This window comes from Acinetobacter terrae (assembly GCF_013004375.1).
GTDB lineage: Bacteria > Pseudomonadota > Gammaproteobacteria > Pseudomonadales > Moraxellaceae > Acinetobacter > Acinetobacter terrae.
In genome coordinates this window covers 62,320-83,667 of the sequence record NZ_JABERI010000015.1, presented here as the reverse complement: position 1 = coordinate 83,667, position 21,348 = coordinate 62,320, and the positions used below count along the sequence as shown (strand labels likewise).

20 protein-coding genes and 1 pseudogene are annotated in these 21,348 nt (G+C 42.4%); 11 read left to right on the top strand and 10 right to left on the bottom strand.

The genetic code is table 11. The features are described from left to right. The 6 genes and pseudogenes from HLH14_RS08230 to HLH14_RS08205 all read left to right on the top strand — a co-directional run. Nucleotides 1-433, top strand: a pseudogene (locus HLH14_RS08230) (DEAD/DEAH box helicase); the annotation flags it as partial. A gap of 389 nt (nucleotides 434-822) precedes the next feature. After that, nucleotides 823-1,641, top strand: a complete 819-nt coding sequence (locus HLH14_RS08225; protein WP_086194679.1) for an ABC transporter ATP-binding protein — start codon at nucleotides 823-825, stop codon at nucleotides 1,639-1,641. Then, nucleotides 1,638-2,417 (top strand): lipid asymmetry maintenance ABC transporter permease subunit MlaE, encoded by a 780-nt coding sequence (gene mlaE / locus HLH14_RS08220; protein ID WP_067726697.1) that lies wholly within the window; start codon nucleotides 1,638-1,640, stop codon nucleotides 2,415-2,417. Before HLH14_RS08225 ends, mlaE begins: the two co-directional genes overlap by 4 nt. Further along, nucleotides 2,417-3,085 (top strand): outer membrane lipid asymmetry maintenance protein MlaD, encoded by a 669-nt coding sequence (gene mlaD / locus HLH14_RS08215; RefSeq protein ID WP_171532880.1) that lies wholly within the window; start codon nucleotides 2,417-2,419, stop codon nucleotides 3,083-3,085. The genes mlaE and mlaD overlap by 1 nt, the downstream gene beginning before the upstream one ends. An 18-nt stretch (nucleotides 3,086-3,103) precedes the next feature. Continuing rightward, the gene (locus tag HLH14_RS08210) at nucleotides 3,104-3,736 is read left to right on the top strand and encodes an MlaC/ttg2D family ABC transporter substrate-binding protein (RefSeq protein WP_328703767.1); all 633 of its coding nucleotides are present in this window, start codon (nucleotides 3,104-3,106) and stop codon (nucleotides 3,734-3,736) included. Between the two features lie 15 nt (nucleotides 3,737-3,751). Then, nucleotides 3,752-4,042, top strand: coding sequence for an STAS domain-containing protein (locus HLH14_RS08205; RefSeq protein WP_171532879.1), 291 nt, complete (start codon nucleotides 3,752-3,754; stop codon nucleotides 4,040-4,042). A 199-nt stretch (nucleotides 4,043-4,241) separates the two neighbouring features. Here HLH14_RS08205 and HLH14_RS08200 read toward each other — a convergent pair whose 3' ends face one another. Next, nucleotides 4,242-5,255, bottom strand: a complete 1,014-nt coding sequence (locus HLH14_RS08200) for a CorA family divalent cation transporter (protein ID WP_131270594.1) — start codon at nucleotides 5,253-5,255, stop codon at nucleotides 4,242-4,244. A gap of 149 nt (nucleotides 5,256-5,404) precedes the next feature. On the opposite strand from HLH14_RS08200, the gene HLH14_RS08195 reads away from it, so the two are divergent. Together HLH14_RS08195 and HLH14_RS08190 are read left to right on the top strand one after the other, a co-directional pair. After that, on the top strand, nucleotides 5,405-5,998 hold the full coding sequence (locus tag HLH14_RS08195; protein ID WP_131270592.1) for an LOG family protein: 594 nt from the start codon (nucleotides 5,405-5,407) through the stop codon (nucleotides 5,996-5,998). 2 nt (nucleotides 5,999-6,000) lie between these two features. Continuing rightward, nucleotides 6,001-6,408 (top strand): NUDIX hydrolase, encoded by a 408-nt coding sequence (locus HLH14_RS08190; RefSeq protein WP_171532878.1) that lies wholly within the window; start codon nucleotides 6,001-6,003, stop codon nucleotides 6,406-6,408. A gap of 121 nt (nucleotides 6,409-6,529) precedes the next feature. Here HLH14_RS08190 and HLH14_RS08185 read toward each other — a convergent pair whose 3' ends face one another. Continuing rightward, the gene (locus HLH14_RS08185; RefSeq protein ID WP_171532877.1) at nucleotides 6,530-7,162 is read right to left on the bottom strand and encodes a ComF family protein; all 633 of its coding nucleotides are present in this window, start codon (nucleotides 7,160-7,162) and stop codon (nucleotides 6,530-6,532) included. 150 nt (nucleotides 7,163-7,312) lie between these two features. Beyond that, entirely contained in the window at nucleotides 7,313-9,358 is a 2,046-nt protein-coding gene (recG, locus tag HLH14_RS08180; RefSeq protein ID WP_171532876.1) for an ATP-dependent DNA helicase RecG, read from the bottom strand. 35 nt (nucleotides 9,359-9,393) lie between these two features. On the opposite strand from recG, the gene HLH14_RS08175 reads away from it, so the two are divergent. Next, nucleotides 9,394-10,200 carry an NAD-dependent epimerase/dehydratase family protein gene (locus HLH14_RS08175; RefSeq protein WP_171532875.1) on the top strand — a complete coding sequence of 269 codons (807 nt, stop codon included), beginning with the start codon at nucleotides 9,394-9,396 and terminating at the stop codon, nucleotides 10,198-10,200. Between the two features lie 163 nt (nucleotides 10,201-10,363). Here the strand turns inward: HLH14_RS08175 and plsB are convergent, their stop codons facing one another. After that, a complete protein-coding gene (gene plsB, locus HLH14_RS08170; protein ID WP_131270582.1) occupies nucleotides 10,364-12,940 on the bottom strand; it encodes a glycerol-3-phosphate 1-O-acyltransferase PlsB in 2,577 nt (858 codons plus the stop codon). Between the two features lie 293 nt (nucleotides 12,941-13,233). On the opposite strand from plsB, the gene HLH14_RS08165 reads away from it, so the two are divergent. Together HLH14_RS08165 and HLH14_RS08160 are read left to right on the top strand one after the other, a co-directional pair. Beyond that, nucleotides 13,234-14,106 carry an acyl-CoA thioesterase gene (locus tag HLH14_RS08165; RefSeq protein ID WP_171532874.1) on the top strand — a complete coding sequence of 291 codons (873 nt, stop codon included), beginning with the start codon at nucleotides 13,234-13,236 and terminating at the stop codon, nucleotides 14,104-14,106. Nucleotides 14,107-14,484: 378 nt separating this feature from the next. Further along, nucleotides 14,485-15,723, top strand: coding sequence for a dicarboxylate/amino acid:cation symporter (locus HLH14_RS08160; RefSeq protein ID WP_171532873.1), 1,239 nt, complete (start codon nucleotides 14,485-14,487; stop codon nucleotides 15,721-15,723). Here HLH14_RS08160 and HLH14_RS08155 read toward each other — a convergent pair. From HLH14_RS08155 to HLH14_RS08130, 6 genes are all read right to left on the bottom strand, one after another. Beyond that, nucleotides 15,720-16,139, bottom strand: a complete 420-nt coding sequence (locus tag HLH14_RS08155; protein WP_086194668.1) for a VOC family protein — start codon at nucleotides 16,137-16,139, stop codon at nucleotides 15,720-15,722. The genes HLH14_RS08160 and HLH14_RS08155 overlap by 4 nt on opposite strands. 93 nt (nucleotides 16,140-16,232) lie before the next feature. Next, on the bottom strand, nucleotides 16,233-17,177 hold the full coding sequence (locus HLH14_RS08150) for a metal-dependent hydrolase (protein WP_171532872.1): 945 nt from the start codon (nucleotides 17,175-17,177) through the stop codon (nucleotides 16,233-16,235). A 134-nt stretch (nucleotides 17,178-17,311) separates the two neighbouring features. Next, the gene (yihA, locus tag HLH14_RS08145; RefSeq protein WP_086194667.1) at nucleotides 17,312-18,172 is read right to left on the bottom strand and encodes a ribosome biogenesis GTP-binding protein YihA/YsxC; all 861 of its coding nucleotides are present in this window, start codon (nucleotides 18,170-18,172) and stop codon (nucleotides 17,312-17,314) included. Between the two features lie 101 nt (nucleotides 18,173-18,273). Beyond that, nucleotides 18,274-18,717, bottom strand: a complete 444-nt coding sequence (locus tag HLH14_RS08140) for an RrF2 family transcriptional regulator (RefSeq protein ID WP_067726669.1) — start codon at nucleotides 18,715-18,717, stop codon at nucleotides 18,274-18,276. 99 nt (nucleotides 18,718-18,816) lie between these two features. Then, nucleotides 18,817-19,581 carry a globin domain-containing protein gene (locus HLH14_RS08135; RefSeq protein WP_171532871.1) on the bottom strand — a complete coding sequence of 255 codons (765 nt, stop codon included), beginning with the start codon at nucleotides 19,579-19,581 and terminating at the stop codon, nucleotides 18,817-18,819. Between the two features lie 150 nt (nucleotides 19,582-19,731). Continuing rightward, nucleotides 19,732-21,315, bottom strand: coding sequence for a helicase HerA-like domain-containing protein (locus HLH14_RS08130; RefSeq protein ID WP_067726665.1), 1,584 nt, complete (start codon nucleotides 21,313-21,315; stop codon nucleotides 19,732-19,734). Nucleotides 21,316-21,348: the final 33 nt, after the last annotated feature.

Below are 21,348 nucleotides of genomic sequence, written 5' to 3'. Positions count from 1 at the left end.
TGATCGTCCAGCTCCAGCTCGTCGTGAAGGCGGTTTCGGTGATCGTCCACAACGTTCGTTTGATGATCGTCCAAAACGTGATTTTGGTGATCGTCCAGCTCCAGCTCGTCGTGAAGGCGGTTTCGGTGATCGTCCACAACGTTCGTTTGGTGACAAACCGCGTTCGGCTGATGACAACCGTGGCAACCGTGTAGATTACAAGCCAGCTCGTGAAGGTGATCGTCCAGCTCCACGTCGTGATTTTGGTGATCGTCCAGCTCCACGTCGTGAAGGCGGTTTTGGTGATCGTCCACAACGTTCTTTCAGCGATGATCGTCCTAAGCGTACTTTCGGTGGTGAAGATCGTCCACGTCGTAGCTTTGATGACAAACCACGTGGCGAACGTCCAGCTTTTGCTGGCGAAGAACGTCCACGTCGTAAATTTAACGACTAATTTAATCGTTAGATTTAGATAAAAAAACCGGTGGAAACACCGGTTTTTTTATGGATTAATCTTTGATCTTATAAGATAAAAATGTATACTCAATCATGTTTTGTTTTAAAATCGTTAAATATGAACAATGAATCTGCTCATTATATTTGGAATTTTAATCAAGAGGTGATTATGCCTTATATTGGTTTGGCCTTATTGCTATGCAACATTGGGTACTATATCTATAATTCTTTTCTGTAACACAGTGTCCTGTTTTTTATAAAAAATAGAATTACAATTAAATTCATTAGAAAATTCACTGGATTCGTTGCCTTTTATCTAAAAGTAACATTTTAAACTCTAATCCTTTATAGTATGCATGCTGAAAAAATGTAGGAAAACGCTCAGCTATGAATAATCAAATACCCTCTCAATCTCAGTCTCTGATTGAGATTAAAAATCTGAGCTTTAAACGAGGGGAACGCGTCATTTTCGATAATGTCAGTTTAAAGATTCGTCGTGGTCAGATTACTGCCATTATGGGGCCTTCAGGTACAGGTAAAACAACCTTGCTACGTCTGATTGGTGGGCAGCTCGTTCCAGACCACGGGCAAGTCTTATTGGATGGAAATGATATTGCGCATATGTCGCGCTCTGACCTGTTTGCGGCTCGGGCGCGTATGGGCATGCTATTCCAAAGTGGTGCTCTGTTTACCGATATGAGCGTCTATGAAAACGTGGCTTTTCCGTTACGTGCGCATACCCAACTCCCTGAACATCTCATTGCAGAACTGGTGGCACTTAAACTGGAAGCAGTGGGCTTACGCGGTACTGAAAAGTTTATGCCTGCAGAATTATCTGGAGGGATGAACCGTCGTGTCGCCTTGGCACGGGCCATTGCGCTTGATCCAGAACTGATCATGTATGATGAACCATTTGCTGGACAAGATCCGATTGTGAAAGGAGTACTCACGCGTTTAATTCGAACCTTGCGTGAAGCACTGGATTTAACCACGATTATTGTCTCGCATGATGTGGGTGAAACCTTATCGATTGCCGATTACATCTATATTATCGCTGAAGGTGTTATTCAGGGTGAGGGAACGCCTGCTGAATTAAAACAACATGAATCGGCATTTGTCCGTCAGTTCTTAACTGGTGCTGCCGAAGGTCCTGTCGATTATCAGTTTAGTCATAAGGCTTATTTAAGTGATGAGGTGCGTTCATGAATGCTATTGCCTCATTAGGTAGACGCGTCATTGAACGTGTATGTGGCATCGGTGTGGCAACGGTAATGTTGCTGCAAATCCTGTTTTCCATGCCGACCTGGCTCGGGGTCAAACTGTTTATTTACCAAATGTACCGTATTGGCGTGATGTCTTTATTGATTATTGCCGTATCAGGTTTGTTCATTGGTTTGGTGCTGGGCTTACAAGGCTATTCCATTTTGGTCAATATCGGCTCAGAAGCCATGCTCGGTACGATGGTGTCTTTAACGCTATTAAGAGAGTTGGCTCCTGTAGTCGCTGCATTATTGTTTGCAGGGCGTGCCGGTTCGGCTTTAACGGCTGAAATTGGCTTAATGAAAGCGACAGAGCAATTGGCCAGTATGGAAATGATTGGTGTCGATCCGTTGAAACGTATCGTTTCCCCTCGTTTATGGGCAGGTATTGTCAGTCTGCCGATGTTATCGATTATTTTTGGTGCCATTGGCATCATGGGCGGTAAAATGGTGGGAGTCGATTTTTTAGGGGTAGATGAAGGTTCTTTCTGGAGTGGCATGCAAAATAGCGTGCAGTTCCATAAAGATATTTTCAACGGCACCATTATTAAAAGTCTAGTTTTTGCATTACTTTGTACCTGGATTGCGGTGTATCAGGGTTATACCTGTGTGCCGACTTCTGAAGGGATTGCAACATCGACTACGCGAACAGTAGTGTATTCCTCATTGTGTGTTTTAGGTTCTGATTTTGTGTTGACTGCGGTCATGTTTGGAGGTGTTTAATGAAATCACGTACAAGTGAGCTGACCGTAGGTATTTTTGTCATTCTTACCGGTATTGCATTATTTTTCTTGGCCATGAAAGTGAGTGGCTTGGTGGGAACCAACCTGCGTGATAGCTATGACATGACCGCAAGTTTTGACAATGTGAACGGTTTAAAACCGCGTGCAAAAGTCACCATGAGTGGGGTCACCATTGGTCGGGTAACTGATATTACCCTTGATCCGGTATCGCGCTTAGCTACAGTACATTTCGAATTGGATGGTAAGCTGACCTCATTTAATAAAGAACAGCTTAAGACGGTGGAAGCCAATGCTTTAGAAGAACTGCGCTATAGCACAGAATATACTGAAGCGGCGCCTGCGAAACAAAAAGAAATGGAAAAACAACTTTTGGATAACATGCGCTCCATCACCAGTATTGATGAAGATGCTTATATTATGGTCGCAACCAATGGATTATTGGGTGAAAAATACTTGAAAGTAGTGCCAGGCGGTGGTTTGAACTACGTAAAACGTGGTGAAAGTATTGCCAATACTCAAGGTACTATGGATCTTGAAGATTTAATTAGTAAGTTTATTACTGGTGGTGCAAGTAAATCATCGGCAAAAGCGGCAGATGCAAAGTCATCGGGTGAATCAACTGATACAGAAGCATCATTTGTTGAATAATTTGGAGAGGAAATTTTAGTGAATACTTTAGTTAAACAGACACTTGCAGCTAGTGTTTTATCAACAATGATGGCGACTACTGCATTTTCAGCACCGGCAGAAGCACCTCCTGCTTTTGTTAAAAAAGTTGCGGATGGTCTGATTTCACGCTTAAAAGCGGATAATGCGAAATTGCAAAACAATCCGGCTGCAGTGAAAGCTATTGTACGTCAAAATCTTGACCCATATATTGATTCACAATCATTTACCCGTATTGTGATGGGGACGTATGCGACCAATCAATACAGTACGGCTGCCCAGCGTGCTCAATTTGAACGTAACTTCCGTGAAACTTTAATTGAAAATTACGGCAGTGCATTTGCCAAGTTCTCAAATCAGTCTTATAGCCTTCGTCCATACAAAGACACCAACAGTAAAAACCCTGTTGTGACGATGGACTTTAATAACAAAGGTGAAAAAATTCCTGTATCTTTCCAATTGGTGGATAAAGGCAATCAATGGAAAATCCGCAACATTAATGTTTCGGGCATTGATTTAGGTTTGCAGTTCCGTAATCAGTTTGCTTCAACCGTAAAACTGAATGGCGGTAACTTGGATAAAGCGATTGCAAACTTTCAGCCAGATGCAGATGTAGCTGTTAATAAAAAATAACTAAGTAGGTGTTCGGTGATTGAAATCATTAATCAGGAATTACAGGTTTCTGGAAAAATAGATTATGTAAATGCTGAAAGCTATTACCAACAGGGTTTAAAGCTGATTCAATCTCAAAATCAGTTTCCTGTAGTGGTGAATTTGGCGAAGCTGGAGCATGGTAGTACCTTGGCTTTGGCAGTATTGGTACGTTGGTTGCGTCAAACGCCACAAGCCCAAGGAATCCAGTTTAAAGCTGTGCCTGAAAAAATGATGAAAATCATTCAAGCCTGTCATTTGCAAAATGATCTGCAATTGATTGACTGAACACTGAGATATAAAAAAGCACCGAAAGGTGCTTTTTTATTATCATATATTTTTGGGGATTTCTTGTTTTAGTCATTTAGCAAATAGTATAAGAAATTCCCTCTCCTCCTAGGAGAGGGCTAGGGAGAGGTCTTATTACCCTCTCTCTAGCTCTCTCCCAAAGGGAGAGAGGGCTTTAATACATATTTAAATGAAGAGCTTAAATCCATTTTTTCCAGCGGAAATAAATCAATGGGCCAATAAAGAAAGCGACTAAAATAATACCCACCATAATGAAGCTGCTTGTTCCTCTGGCAAAAGGCAGTACATCGGTATTCATGCCATACACACTGGCAACCAGCATCGGTGGAGCGAGCATACTGGGCAAGATCGAGAATCGACGAATCGTATCGTTCTGTTCGGTATTAATGAATCCAGAGGTGGTATCCAGTAAGAATCGAACCTTTTGGAATAAGAACGCATCATGTTCAACCAAAGAACGCACGTCTTCACTGAGCTCTCGAATATCAGCATCGTAAATATGACTGCCCAAAGCACGTGGGCGAGACAAGAAAGTCAGCACACGGCGTAAGTCAATTAAACACAATTGTGCTTTTCCAAGCATGTCTTCTAATTGTGCCAAACGGGTAATCATGTCATCCAAATCGAGAATTTGCTCACGATGACGGTTATTCAACACTTCAGTTGAATATTTTTCTAAATCTTTATGTACATCTTCCAGAATATCCGCCAGCTCATCCAGCTTGGCTTCAAGCAGACCCAGTAACACCCAAGTGGGGTCTTTATAGTCAATTTCGTAATCATTACGACGCGCACGGGCACGAAAGGCACGGAATGCAACCAGCTTTTCACCACGTAAAGTAAACAGGTGTTGTTTGTGCAGAATGAAAGCAACGGTTTGTACGGTGGCTAAAATACTCGAATCGTCATCCGTTTCACCATCGACCTGAAAGTTTTTATTTTTCGTTAAAAAGTAGGTGCTGATGTGTAAAATACCGTCATCATCACGGTAAAATCGTGCTGATGAGGAAATGTCTTCTAATGATTTTAGCGTGGGTAAATTCTGCTCATAAGCATCTAATACCCATTGTTGTTCTTCTTGTGAGGGTGCAATTAAATCAATCCACACTAAATCTTGATGAAGATCGAAGCCCCCATTAATAGTGGCATCTTCCAAACTACCGCGCTCTGTGGCGTAAAAGGCTTCAAGCATGCTGTCTTTTCCCTGCGCAGTATAGGTTAATCGATGAGTGTATTTTAGACAAGGAATTGAATAAAAACACTGATTGAATCGCTTATTTGTTAAAAAATCTCCTGAAAATTTACTTTATTAGTATGATATCTTCAAAACATGGTGAAAAAATGACGAAATCAATCGCAATTTTTTGTGGTTCATCTGTGGGGACAGATTCCATTTTCCTGGACACTGCACAGAAAATGGGTCAAACAATTGCTCGGCAAGGCAAAACACTGGTGTATGGGGGTGGTCGTTCAGGTTTGATGGGTATTGTTGCGGATAGTGCCTTACAGGCGGGCGGTAAAGTTATAGGCGTGATTCCAAATGCATTGGTCGACCGCGAGCTTGCGCATCCACATTTAACCGAATTGCATGTGGTTGCAAATATGCATGAACGCAAGACCAAAATGTCGGAACTTTCCGATGCTTTTATTGCTTTACCGGGTGGTGCGGGAACCTTGGAAGAGATTTTTGAGCAGTGGACTTGGGCACAATTGGGTATCCATTTAAAGCCATGTGCATTTTTAAATGTGGCAGGTTTCTATGATGATTTACTGAAATTTATCCATCTGACCACAGTGAAAGGTTTTACTCATCCACGTTTTTCTGACAGCATTATTGCCTCAGATTCTATCGAAGATATTTTACAGCAATTTGATGCTTTCCAAGCGCCGCAACCGAAATGGGGCATGGTTGATCAGCAAGCGTTGGTGGAATAAAGATGAAAGTGATTACTGTTGCTGCTGCGATTATTTTAAATGATGAACAACAGCTTTTAGTGGTTCGTAAGCGTCATACCTCATGTTTCATGCAGGTGGGCGGGAAGCTGGAACCGAATGAACCCCCTGAACACACCATGCTGCGTGAAATTCAGGAAGAAATTGGTTGTCAGGCATCGATTGAGCAATTTGTTGGTCGCTTTGAAACAGCCACAGCCAATGAACCAGATCATTTATTGGTGAGCTATGTTTATGTAGTGACGTTGGATCATGCACCGAAAATTGATGCTGAAATTGCAGAAATGAAGTGGGTGGATTTAGATGATCAGCAAACTAAACTTGCACCCTTGACCACAGAAATTGTGATGCCGTGGGTGAAGCAATTTTTAATCGAAAGCTCTATCTCCTAATTTGCTTAAAAGGAAAATGATTTCTTCTCTTGCGCCATATATGGCCCAGGGAGTGAGGGATTTATTCCGCAAGGGGATGAGGGAAATCAGTATCCTTTATTTCCTAAAAGGAGAGAAAGATTTAAATCTCCGCACTTGCGACACATGCTGCATAAATTTTCTGACAACCTAATTCCTCAAGCTTTTGTTTTAAAGCATAGATGGAACTGCCTGTGGTCACCACATCATCTAAAATAAGCACACGGCGATAACGAAGTTTGGATGTGCTATTGATCTGAAACTGTTGTTCAATATTATCAATACGTTCTAACCGGCTTAAGCCTTTTTGTGAATGCTGTTGTAAGCGGGTGACGGGTTGCCATACTGGAATATTCAGTGCTTTGGCTATTATTTTAGCCAGTACTAAAGACTGGTTATAACCACGTTCTACCAGTCGTTTATTTGATATTGGCATTGGCACAATCGCTTGAATTTTGGGTAGGCGAAGTTCCAGTAATGCGCCTGCAAGCAAGTTTTGAAAATGCAGGTGTTGCTCGTATTTAAATTTTTGGATAATCCGATCAATCGGATAGTCATAATGACATGCCACCTGAATATCCATTTCCTGGCGCTGAACCGTACTTTTAGACCACGGCAATTGTTGCCAGCAATCTTCGCAGAGTGAATGGTGTTGTTGTCGGTCGATTCCACAAAGTACGCACGGGGAAATTCTTTGGATCATTTTGTGCAGTAATGGATTAATGAATTGCAGCATGTTTTTATTCTTCTTTTATTTGGCGTTAATTTTGCACAGTTTGTATTTAGTTTCAATAACGGCAGTATCCATACCGCCCACGCAATCATAAGTACCTGACTAAGCGTATTATTTTATACTCATTATTAAATATATTTTTTAAATGATTCTCTACACATAAGCGTATCGTGGGGCTTCAGGCAACCAGCGTTTTAATAAGGCATTGGCATTTTCCGGATAATCTTTGAGGATTTGCTGTGCCACATAATGCGCTTGATTCAGCAGATGGTCATCGCGTTCTAACTTGGCCACCCGAAAACCCATATCACCGGTTTGTTTGGTGCCGAGCAGTTCACCCGGACCGCGAATTTCCAGATCCTTTTCTGCAATCACAAAGCCATCATTACTTTCACGCAAAATGCGTAAGCGTTCCTGGCCATTTTGCGACAGCGGGCTTTTATAGAGTAGGGCACAGAAACTGGCGGTTGCACCACGGCCAACACGCCCACGCAACTGATGTAGTTGTGAGAGTCCTAAGCGTTCAGCATTTTCAATCACCATAATCGAGGCATTTGGCACATCAACCCCAACCTCAATAACAGTGGTGGCAATCAGCAGTTGCAGCTGATTATCTTTAAATTGTTGCATCACCGACTGTTTTTCATCGGCTTTCATTTTGCCGTGTACCAAGCCAATATTCAGATGAGGAAAACGTTCTTTAATTTCCTGATAAGTTGCTTCAGCCGCTTGAGCATCCAAAGTTTCTGATTGTTCTACTAGAGTACACACCCAATAAGCCTGCTTGCCTTCAGCACAGTTGCTGGCAATCCGGGCTAACACTTCTTCACGACGGTCTAAAGGAATGGTCACGGTTTGAATTGGGGTACGACCGGGTGGCAACTCATCAATCACGGAAGTATCCAGATCGCCATAAGCAGACATCGCGAGCGTACGTGGAATCGGGGTAGCAGTCATGACCAATTGATGCGGTGTCATGCCATTTAAGCCTTTGTTGCGTAAAGCCAAACGCTGATCCACCCCAAAACGATGCTGTTCATCAATAATCACCAAACCAAGTTTGGCGAATTCAACATTTTCCTGAAACAGGGCATGGGTGCCGACCACTAAATTGGCGGTGCCTTGTTTAATTGTTTGTTCTGCAGCTGCGCGAGCTTTACCTTTTTGTTTCCCTGAAAGCCAAGAAACATTAAGCCCTAAGGGTTCAAACCATTTTTTAAAATTTAAATAATGCTGTTCAGCTAAAATTTCAGTCGGTGCCATCAGTGCCACTTGCCAACCTTCTTCTAAGGCATGACACGCTGCGACTCCTGCAACCAAAGTTTTACCTGCACCGACATCCCCCTGAACTAAACGCAGCATCGGTTTGTTTTGTTTTAAGTCCTGCACAATTTCTTTGGAGACACGTTTTTGTGCACCGGTCAGGCTAAAGGGCAAGCTGCCCAATAATTGTTTGGCAAAATTTTTACTTGGTGAAAAAGAAGGGGCTTCAATTTGCTGAATATAAGCACGGCGTGAAAGTAAACTAATCTGATGCGCGACCAATTCTTCAAAGATTAAGCGTTGTTGAGCAGGGTGTGAGCCTTGTGCCAGTTGCAACATATTGGCATTCAGTGGCGGCTCATGAATATATTCCAGGGCCTGTTTCAGCGCATAACCATTGGTGAATTTTTCTGGCAATAATTCAGGCAGGTCATCACTATGCTGTTTCAGTGCCTGTTTGACATAGTCACGGATTTTGGCTTGGGTTAAACCCTCAGTAGCCGGATAAATGGCGGTCAGTTCAGTTTTGGGTAAGGGTGTATGTTCGGTAATCAGCTGGATTTCAGGGTGATACATTTCCAAACCACGCGCACCGACACGGACTTCACCAAATATTCGCAGTTGATTGCCTATTTTAGCGCGATCGGTCAAGGCTTTATAGACATGGTAAAAACGCAAGGTGACTTTGCCAAAATCATCCTCTAATAGCACCGCCATCGATTTGCGCTTACCCGGTGGAAAATCCACACCTTTGACCACGCCTTCTAGCAAATAGCTGCGCCCCACGGTCAATTGGTTCATGGGGATGATCGTGCTACGATCTTCATAATCACGTGGCAGATGAAAGAGTAGATCATCTGTGCTGAAAATATTCAGTTTTTCCAGTAAAGCAGCAGAGGCGTTTCCAACCCCTTGCAATTGATGGACTGCGGCCATTTACCCTCAACTTCGGTTATGTAATCAGGTGTTTAATGCATATATTATTTATTGGTTATGGTAAAACATCTCAGCGCGTTGCTAAACAATTATTTGAGCAAGGCCACCAAATTACCACAATTAGCCAAAGTCCGAAAACGGATCAATTTGCGATGCATCTGATTCAGGATGTTCATCAGTTGGATTTAACGCATGTTGCAGCCATCGATTGGGTTTATGTTTTGCTATCCCCCTCGCAAAGCGCTGTAGAGGGGTATCAACAGACTTATGTCGATTCTGTTGCTCCCATTGTAGCAGCGTTAAAACAGCATCCGGTTCAAAAGATTGTGGTTGTGTCATCCACTCGTGTGTACGGTGAAAATAAGGGTGAGCGTATTGATGATGAGTCATTCATTCAACCCATTGATGAGCAGGGCAGATTGTTGCTAAAAATGGAACAGCTTTATCAGCAGGCTTTTACTAAACAATGCATCGTGATTCGTCCAACCGGGATTTATGGTACATCGGTTGCCCGAATGATCAAGCTGGCTGAAATCACCAAAAGCTATCCCAAAGTTCATTATAGCAATCGTATTCACATCGATGATCTGGCGCGATTCCTTGCGCTATTGATTCACGTGGAACATCCTGAAAAATCTTATATTGTCAGCAATAATCAACCGATCCCTTTGCATAAAACCATTCAATGGTTTCAACGGCAGCTGAATTTACCTGAACTGGTTTTAGAGAGTGAAGAATTGTCGGGAAAAAGGATTTATGCAACGCGAATACTTAAAACAGGATTTGAGTTGAAACATGAAGATTGTTTTGGGGATTATTTGAAGATGCTAGAAAAAATATAAGAAAGTCCCCCTCCTTTTTAAAGGAGGGGTTAGGGGAGGATTAAAATTAAAACCTTTCTCTGATGAAATGATATTTCTCATCCTGCAATTGAAGGATGAGAAGAGGCTAAATTAAAACCCTCATCCCAACCTTCTCCCAGAGGGAGAAGGGGCTTAAACAAAATTATTTCTTTTTACGTTTCAAACGACGTTTCGCTTGTTGAGCAGCAACTGCATCGAGTGCTTCTTTCAGCTCTTCATCGCTAAAGGTTGTAATGTGTTGCAACATTTGTAAAGTCACATCATCCAGAACCAGGTTGGCGTACTGCGCTACATTTTGGAAGTTCTCATCAAACACAATCGCATTATCTTCATTATTGCGAATATAGCCTTGTTGAGTCAGCACTTTAATAAAGCTTTGGAACAGGGCTTTATCAAAGAATTCAGGTGAATTGAACTCATAAAGTACCGACAAACGTTGACCGACCAAATGACTGAGTTCTTCCACCTGACGGGTCGAAATGTTGCCTGAACCACGCTGGGTGATTAGGGCTAAAGTCATATAGTAACGCTCAAGACTTTGCATCACAGGTGCAGCCAGAACCACAAGTTGATTATGATCTTCTGAGTTTGGTGCTGGAGATTCCAGGTTGCCTTCCGCATCTTCAGAAATCAATTTTGCCTTAATTAATGCTTCAACATAGGCACAGATTTGGTCTTTCAGCTCATCATCTTGCCATTTTAAGAACAATTCAGCTTTTAGAAATGGATACAGGGTGCGAATCACATTGATCAAATCGCCACGACGGATTGAACCGTTATGTTCAACCAAGGCAGCAATTAAAGACGGCAATACAAAGGCATGCAGAATGTTATTGCGGAAGTAAGTCAGTAATACCGCTTGATTATCTTCAATGGCAATAATATCGCCCAACACGTGTTTGATGCGTTTAATCAGTTTCAATTTTAAACCGTAGGCAATAATTTCTTTGCCTGAAAGTGGTGTGACTTGTGTGCGTGCATCATAAGGTAAGGCGGCGACCAGATTGCGATATGCATCGAGCTGTTTAATGCAGATCTCTTCATCTAAGGTATGTTTTGGTGTTGCCAGTAGAATCAGAGAAAGCAGTGAAACAGGGTTAATTACCACAGCACGGTTAATATTTTCTAAAATCGCATGAGCAGAGCTGTTGACGGCATCCGAAACTTCTTGCGGAACTGGATCATCATTCTTTTCAATTTTGATTTGATCTGCACCGTGTTTTTTCAGCATATCATCTAAAAACACCGGTTCGCCGAAGTTCACATGCACTTTACCGAAAATACGCTCGATTTTACGCAAGGTTTTTAAAATGCCCACAATAGATTCAGACTCTTTCGGCTTGCCTTGCATTTCACCGACATAGGTTGAACCTTCCATCAGGCGTTCATAACCAATATAGGTCGGCAAAAACACGATCGGTTTTGATCGACCACGTAAATGACTATGTACGGTCATCGCGAGCATGCCGGTTTTTGCTGGCAACAAACGGCCTGTACGTGAACGGCCACCTTCAATAAAGTATTCAAGTGGTGTGTTACGCGACAAAATGCTGTACAGATATTCTTTAAATACCGTGGTATATAAGCCATTACCACGGAAGGTACGACGAATAAAGAATGCACCGCCACCACGCAATAATTGCCCCACAAATGGCATATTCAGGTTATCACCTGCAGCAATGTACGGCACCATCATGCCGCGCTTGTAAATCACATAAGACAGCAATAAGTAGTCGATGTGACTGCGATGACATGGGGTGTATATAATTTCGTAGTCTTTGGCAAGTTCACGCACGGTACTGAAGTTATGCACTTCTACGCCGTCATAAAGCTGCGTCCATAAACGGGTCAGCGCCATATCGGCAAAATGTACCGCGGAATGTGAATAATCAGAAACGATTTCATTTAAATAACCAATCGCACGACGTTCAGATTCAATCATGCTGACTTTGCTGCGGATGCTTTCACGGCGAATCGCTTCTTGCACATCCGTAGATTTGATCAGTGAATGCATCACATTGCGGCGGTCTGACAGGTCAGGCCCGAGTACAACTTCGCGCTGACCATCTAGGTAGTTATTCAGCGTATTTAGAATGTAAGTTGCTGGTGATAAGTTGGGATGGGTCTTTTTAGCAAAATCGATCAGCGTACGTAAGGATTGCCCTTGATGGAATTCCAAATAAGACTGACGACCATGCAAGCCAATATTCACCAATTGCTTGATTGTACCCGGAGTCGCCCAGGTATCGGTAAACAGCAGCTTGAACCAGGAATCTTCTTTATCCGGCGAGCGTCCCCACAGCACAGTCACAGGAATCAGTTCGATATCCACTTCAGGATGATTTTCTAAAATATCAATTAAACGGAGTAAACGTGGCGGAAAAGCATGTGGTGGTGGGTTAAGTAAATTATTTTCATTGTGATGCTGCAAGAACAGCACCGATGCTTTCTCTTTCTGATTCCCGACCACTAATGGATTTAAGGCTGGTGAAAGTTTGAGACGTCGTGTTTCACCATCGACAATCAGTGCATTGCTACGCGAGTAATTTTGTAAAACATAGCAGATCATTTTTTGCTTAATCGGTTGATCTGTTTCTGCATTTGCTTCTGTAGTTGTCGGTTCAGTAGGAACCTCACCAAGAACATGTGGGGTTACCACGAGGTCAAGCAGCTTACTGGAAAGCTGACGATACATTTGACCAAAGCCACTCTTGGACATATACACTCCTACTTAAATGACCGAAACCACAGATTTTCTGAGGGGGAAATTGTTTTGCATCATTGTAATTTAAAACAGTATGTCATTTTCTGACAAAATTCATATTGAGTGTTAAATTTTATCGTTAAAAATCGTATTTTTAGCCAATATACACCAAAAATAATGTGACAGGGCAGTCAGCCTAACTCTAGGGTTTTAATCTGGATTTGTGGCAAAATAGATGCAATAGCTTATCTGATTGATTTAAATTTTTCGCCTACATTTCAGGTATCCCACATCAAAATAGGTCGCTTATGAATGCGTTAACCCAAGAATTGGTTGAATTACTTAGCCTTGAAAAAATTGAAGAAAATGTCTACCGAGGCATCAGCCGCAACTTGGTCGGAAAACGTGTCTTTGGTGGTCAGGTTTTGGGGCAGGCATTACGCGCGGCATCGTATACGACAGATCGTCCTGCACATTCATTGCATGCTTATTTCTTGTATGGGGGTGATGTCAACGCGCCTATTCTGTATCAAGTCGATCGTTTGCGTGATGGGAAAAGCTTTGTCAGTCGCCAGGTTCGTGCCATTCAACATGGTCGCACCATTTTTACCGCGATGATTTCTTTTGCTCATCCAGAAGAAGGTTTAAATTACCAGATTAGTGAACCTGAATATCCAGCTCCAGAAGAAGTGAAATCTGAAGCTGAATTAAAGAAAATGTTTGTGGAATTTGTGCCGGAAAATGTGCGTGCCAGTTTTATGCGCGATCGTCACATTGATATCCGTCCGATTGATCCAAGCAATCCATTTCAGCCGCAGCCTGAAGCGCCATCCTATGCGCACTATTTACGCACGCATGATCAAATTGCCCCAGAGATTGATGAGATTTCTTTACATCAAGCCATTGCCGCATTTTATTCAGACTTTACTTTAATGACCACGGCGCTTCGTCCGCATGGTTTAAGTTATTTATCACCAAGCTTGCAATGTGCCAGTATTGATCATGCCATGTATTTCCATAAGCCATTCCGTGTCGATGAGTGGATGCTGTATGATATGGATGCAACCGTGAGTGCAAGTTCGCGTGGCTTGAACTTCGGTCGCATGTGGCAAAACGGTGAGCTGGTGTGTAGTACCACCCAAGAAGGTTTAATTCGTATCCGTGAAATTGAAACCCAATAAGGCATCAAGTTTTACTTTTAAAAACCGGACCGATTGTCCGGTTTTTTTATAACAGTGCTTTAGTGGCAGCGGGGAATGTCTTCTGATACATCTTTATGGCAGCCATGATTTGAATGGGCAAAAGCCTGCCCAATGCTTAAAAGGAGTGTGGTGATGAGGATTATTTTTTTCATAGGTAGACTCTTTTAATTGTTGGTAGATTTGTTGTAATTCAAAAGCAGATTTTATGCCATTTATTTAGTAAGTCGTTAATGATTCAGACAAAGTGTAAATCATGCTTTTACCTATTTATGCTGAACTTGTGACAAAAAATTCCTCGATTCTAAAAATAGGGCATGGCATAGTGCCTGCAAGACTTAACAATAAAAGCATGCAGAGATGAGCTTAAATACCCAAATTTTGATTGCTGCGATTTTAGGCGTGGCTTTCGGTTTTATCCTGAATCTTTATCCCAATACCCCATTTTTTGATGCCAGTTTATATGGTTTGGGAATTGCCAGCAGTATTTTTATTGGCTTGTTAAAGATGCTGTTAATTCCCCTGATTTTTAGTTCAATTGTAGTTGGGGTATCAAACTTACAGTCGGGTGGGCAATTAGGCAAAGTCTGGAAAATCACTTTAGCCTGCTGCGTGACCACCACGACCTTGGCGTTAATTCTCGGAATCAGTTCTGCGCATTTGTTTGATGTCGGCAAGGGCGTAGACATCGCTATGTTTCAAGATGCGATGAGTACCCATCAAACCCCGGATACCTTAACGCCAACTTCATTTTTGACTAATTTTATTCAAAATACCTTAATCAATCCCTTTAAGGCCTTTTCTGAAGGGAATGTCCTTGCTGTAGTGCTGTTTGCTTTATTTTTTGGTGTGGCTTTGGTGCATGGCGGTGAGCGTTTTAAAACCGTACGTCAAGTCAGCCAGCAGTTTTTTGACATGATGATGTTCATGATCATCTGGGTGATGCGACTGGCACCGATTGGTATTTTTGCTTTACTGGCGAAACTGATTTCAACCGAAGATATTTCTGTACTGAATCGTCTGATTGAATTTGCTGTTGTGGTGACAGGAACCACCATTTTCCACGGTGCGGTGGTTTTACCGCTATTGCTGTGGATTTTCGGCAAGATGAATCCGCTGACCTTTTTTAAAGGGGCACGTAGCGCACTGATTACAGCGTTTGCCACCAGTTCCAGCTCTGCCACCATGCCACTTTCCATGAAATGTGCCCAAGAAAACTTGGGTGTACGTCCGGCAACAGCAGGTTTTGTGATTCCGCTGGGGACACAACTGAATATGGATGGTACGGCACTTTACGAAGCTGCCGCGGCTTTATTTATTGCCAACCTGATGGGCTTGGATTTAACTATTGGCCAGCAGCTGATTGTTTGTATGACCGCAATGATTGCATCACTCGGTGCACCGGGTATTCCAAGTGCAGGCATGGTGACCATGATTATGGTGTTGCAATCGGTGGGTTTGCCGGCCGAAGCCATTGCCATTCTATTACCGATTGACCGTTTACTAGATACGGTACGTACTGTGGTCAATGTGCAAGGCGATATGATGATTAGTGTGGTGGTCGATCGTCATACCCGTGATGATGAAATTCCAACTTAATCATTTTCCCAGCACGGATTCCATACCACTTCCCATAAATGTCCATTGGGATCTTGAAAATAACCTGCATATCCACCGTAAAACGTGGCTTGTGCAGGTTTGATAATTTGAGCCCCTGCACGTGCTGCTTGCGCCATCACCTGATCAACTTCTAATGGACTAAAGACGTTATGCCCAAGAGTCATTTGGGTAGGACACATTGGAGTCAGTTCCAGACCCGTATCATGCTGAATACTTTGTTGTGGCCATAAAGCGAGTTTTACATCCGACTGTAGTTCTATAAAAGCGACTGCACCATATTCATAGTCTTGACCCAAAATACCTTCGCTATGTAAGCCTAAACCTTCACAATAAAACTTCAGTGACTGCTCTAAATCCTTGACGGCAAGCGTGATGACAGAAATATAGGGTTTCATCTTTTATCCTTATCTTTTTTCTTATCTGGATTTATTGTAGTGCAAATAAAAGCAGGGCATAAAGCCCTACTGTTTGGTATTTGTGTGATTGATTCAAGCGACTTTCAGGACTGCTCGTTTTGCAGCAGGGGAATTGTTCAAATACGCAATTGCATCTTCAGTTTTGGCTTCATGTACTGGATCGTACCAAGGCATTAAATAACCCAGTTGTTGTGAAACCAGCCAGAGTGGATTCGGCATTAAGCGATTATCTTTTTGTGAAATGCGATACCATTCACGCCAAATCCACGGTTTAAACACGCTTGGGCGAGTAGATTTAAAGCGTTCATCTTGCCTCATAATATGTGCTGCACCATCGACCCATAAACCAAGTACACCTGCAATCACCACCACACTTAAGTAATAACGCGCAATATAGCCACCACCCAGATGGCGATATAAATCAAACGCCACGGTACGGTGTTCTATTTCTTCTGCGCCATGCCATTTGACCAGGTCGAGCATGGCAGGATCGGCGCCGAGTTGCTCCCAATATTGGTTATACAACACATATTTCCCCAGTACGCAGGTCATATGCTCAACCGTGGCAATAATGCCAAGACGAAATAAGTCCCATTGATGTTCTAGTGATTTCGGTATGCTTAAACCGAGAGGTTGGTCTGCGAGTAACTTGCCGAACAGAAAATCCATGAGCTGAAGATTGCGTTGCACATCAATATTGCGCACGGTGAGATATTCTTTATTTGCTGAAGCGTGTGCCTGTGCATGCATGGCTTCCTGACGAATAAAAGCTTTGACATCTTGTTTGAGTTTTTCATCACTAATTTGCGGCAAAACTTTGTTATACAGGCGACAGAACCAGAATTCGCCGGCAGGTAAAATCATATTAATTTCGTTGACGAAATAACTGACAAAGGGATGATTCGGAATCCAGTCGACAGGTGTTTGTTGCCATTCGAATTTGACTTTACGTGGTTTGATTTGGTACTGAATTGAAGAGCCAATTTTAGACTTTTTCAATAACGATAAAAGCTTCATCATCCTGTCCTTGTTTTGTCAGTGATCAAGATCACATTGACTTAGAATCAGTATAAAAAAATGCCCTCAATTGTGATTAGCAATAGAGGACATTCAAATATCAATAGATGATGAATTTTGTCAGACAACCGGTATTAATCAGCTTGTCTGCTTTCATCGGTGGCATCTTCGGCAATTTCGATCTCTGCCTCATCATCAGCATCCATCGATTCTAATGGTTCATCCAGATCGTCGACATCAGCTTCAGGAATACTATCTAAATCGAATTTAGTCGATTGTTCCAGGGTAAAGTTCAGGCGACCGGCCATCACGCTGGCAAGTTCTTCCAAACCTTGTTTGTTCATCGATGAGAACAGCTGAATTGAGAATTGAAGCTTCATTTTTCTCAATTGTTGTTGCACTTCTTGCAGCACTTTTGATGCAGGGCCACGGTTCAATTTGTCTGATTTGGTCAATAACACATGGACAAACAATTTACGTGAATAGGCCCATTCCAGCATCATCACGTCAAAGTGTTGCAGTGGATGGCGAATGTCCATCAACAACACTAAACCTTGCAGGCTTTGGCGATGAATCAAATAGTTTTCAAGTTCTTTTTGCCAAACCAGTTTCATTGCTTCAGGTACGGCTGCATAACCATAACCCGGTAAATCGACCAGACGCTGGTCAGGATTACCCAAGCTGAAGAAGTTGATCATTTGGGTACGACCCGGCTTTTTCGATGCACGTGCCAATTGCTTTTGATTGGTTAATGCATTAATTGCACTGGATTTACCTGCATTTGAACGGCCAGCAAAAGCAATTTCATAGCCTGTATCTTCTACACAAAGATTGAGCTTTGGCGCACTCATTAAGAATTCGGCTTTGCGTAACCAGTTGAGTGAACGCACAGAATATTCAGTAATGGCAGAATCAACTTTTTTCTCATAGCTGATCTTTTGCTTAGGCGCATTCGCTATCTTACTGTTTTTGGATTTTCCTCTGCTGTGGTGCATAACTCAACTTCAATAAATGATCTACAAAGAAACATTATAAAGGAAGTCGTCTAGGCAAGCGACCTTTGCATTTTGAAAGCAGCAAAACTTCGGGTGATGATTTAAAGATTAATCAGTGAAATGGGGGACGAGGTGGCGACTTTGCTGGAACTGCTTTGATCGAGCACATCGCTTAAACGATAGTGATCTAAGGATTGGTAGAACTGTTCAAGTGCTTGATCTAGAATACCTTTAAGACCGCAGTTGCTGCGCAGTACGCAGGGTGGAGTATTGCATTCCACAATCTGGTTATTGCCTTGCAAGATACGGACAATGTGACCTAGATTTAAATTTAAAGTTTCTGCATTTAAGCGAATCCCACCGCCTTTTCCGCGTGTGGTAATGATCCAATCCTGTTTTCCCATGAAATGGACAATTTTAACCAGATGATTTTGAGAGACATGCAAATCCCGTGCAATTTCTGCAATGGTATAAGGGGTGTCTCTGGGTCTGGAGATGTACATCAATAGACGCAAGGCATAATCAGTAAATTTATTGAGTTGCATGGAGTCTTTAAAAGGTGAGGAAAGATATATAGATAGCGTAGCTTGAAAGTCCCCCGAAAGGAACTTTCATTCAGAACCTATTACTTACTTATTAAGCGTTTAGCCTTTAACCGGTGCAGAAACTTGAACCACATCACCTGCTTTGTAGTTTTCAAGCAAGATGTTGGCAACAGAATATTCTGTATGATTTACTTCAGGTTTTACATCAAAAATAAATTGATCTGCAGATTGGACTTCAGCAAAAGTAAATTGTTGTGGTTGTTGAATATCATGTCCAGGCACTTGAACTTTAACTGAAATATAGCTACCTGCTTCAGCACCAACCACTGGCTGACCATCTTGTGCTTTTAAAGTAAAACGTTTACCGCTGTCAGTTGCTTCAACTGCGGCAACTTCAAAGGCACGCCATCCAGCCCAACCACCATTTTGTGCAGCCAGGTTTTCATATTTCTGTTTTTCTACCCCGGCTAGGATGCCTGCCAATTGCATATAAGCTTCTTTCCAGGCAGCAATCAGGTCAGATTCAAACGGTACATTTAACACTTCGCTAATTGAATGCAATAGGTTGTCACCCACAATGGCATATTGATCGGGTTGGATATCAAGGCTGACATGCTTAGTGGTAATGTGTTCGATTGCTTTAGCTAATACACTTGGATTTTCAATGTGTTCTGCATAAGCCAATACAGCAGCAGCTAAGGCACGCGGCTGACGACCGCTAGTTTGGTGATCTAGGTTAAAGACATTTTTTAATTCTGGATTGTTATTCAGCATGCGGTTGTAAAAATAGCTGGTCAGTGCAACACCATTTTCACGAAGGACAGGGACAGTTGATTTAACAAGTTCAATATGTTGTGGAGTCATGGCTAGAACATCTGTATTGTGGCTATAAGATGTATTTAAAATACATCTTATAAAATCGGTTGTAAATACATCTTTTAGAAAAACCCTAAAATAATTATGGGATATCTGAATATCCCATAATTTTAAAAATCTTGATAGGAATAAAAAGAGTTATTTTCTGCCGAAAAGAGAGCCGAGTAAGCCACGGACAATTTTCTGTCCGGTACTGCTACCTAAACTGCGTGCCGCACTTTTCGCAAATGTCCCGACAATATCTTGGGTCATTTTTTCACGTTGTTTTGATGCGCGTTCAGCTTCTTTCTGCTGCTCACGTGCAATACGTTCTTGTTCACGTGCTTGCTGCTTTGCAAATGCTTCCTGCTCTTTGGCTTGTTGTTTGGCTAAGGCTTCTTGTTGTTTAGCTTGCTGTTTCGCTGTTTCCTCGGCAACTGCCTGTTGCTGATGCTGGGCTACTTTTTGCTGCAACATTTCATAGGCACTTTCGCGGTCAACAGGTTGCTCATATACTCCTGCAACAATACTTTGATTCATCAGTATTTTGCGTTCATCTAAGCTAATCGGGCTAAATGAAGAGTAGGGCGGCATCACCCAGCCACGCTCTACAATTTGTGGAATCCCTTTTTCATCCAGACAGCTAATTAAAGCTTCACCAACACCCAGTTCGGTAATGGCTTGATCGACTTTAAATTCAGAGTTGGCGCGGAAGGTATCTGCTGCTGTTTTTACCGCTTTTTGATCTTTTGGGGTGAATGCACGTAAGGCATGCTGGACGCGGTTACCGAGTTGTCCGAGTACGCTTTCAGGCAAGTCGAGTGGATTTTGAGTGACAAAGTAAATCCCGACGCCTTTGGAGCGAATCAAACGCACCACCTGTTCTATTTTTTCTTGTAGTGCTGCGCTGGCATTATCAAACAGTAAATGTGCTTCATCGAAGAAAAACACCAGTTTGGGCTTATCCATATCGCCCACTTCGGGCAACTGTTCAAACAGTTCCGATAGCATCCAGAGTAAGAAGGTGGCATACAGTTTAGGGGTGTTCATTAACTTGTCTGCGGCCAACAGGTTGATATAACCACGTCCTTGGCTATCCGTCTGAATAAAATCCAGAATATTTAAACTGGGTTCACCAAAAAACTGATCGCCGCCTTGGTCTGCGAGTGCCAATAAATTCCGTTGAATGGCGCCTAGACTGGCAGGAGAAAGGTTGCCGTATTCAGCCTGAAATTCCGCGGCATGTTCAGACACATAGGTAATAATGGATTTTAAATCCTTAAAATCAATCAATAGTAGGCCTTGATCATCAGCTATGCGAAAAACCGCTGAAAGTACGCCTTCTTGGGTATCATTCAGATTGAGCATTTGCGCTAATAGTAACGGTCCTATTTCCGAAACCGTGGTACGAATCGGATGACCTTGTTCTCCAAATAAATCCCAAAATACTACTGGTGATGCAGCAAACGGAATGGATTCAATATTTAAGACTTTTAGACGTTCATCAAATTTAGGATTGCTTGAGCCAGCTTTAGCAAGGCTGGAAACATCGCCTTTGGCATCGGCTAAAAATACGGGCACACCAATTCGGGAAAAGTTTTCAGCCAGAACTTTTAGCGTGACTGTTTTACCCGTTCCAGTTGCACCTGCAATTAAGCCATGACGGTTGGCGAACTGGGAATGTAAAACAATCTCTTGTTGTGTATTTGAGGTTTTCTTGGCAATAACGATAGGTGTACCCATATGTGTTCCTATTTTATGTTCTTGTGTCTGAAG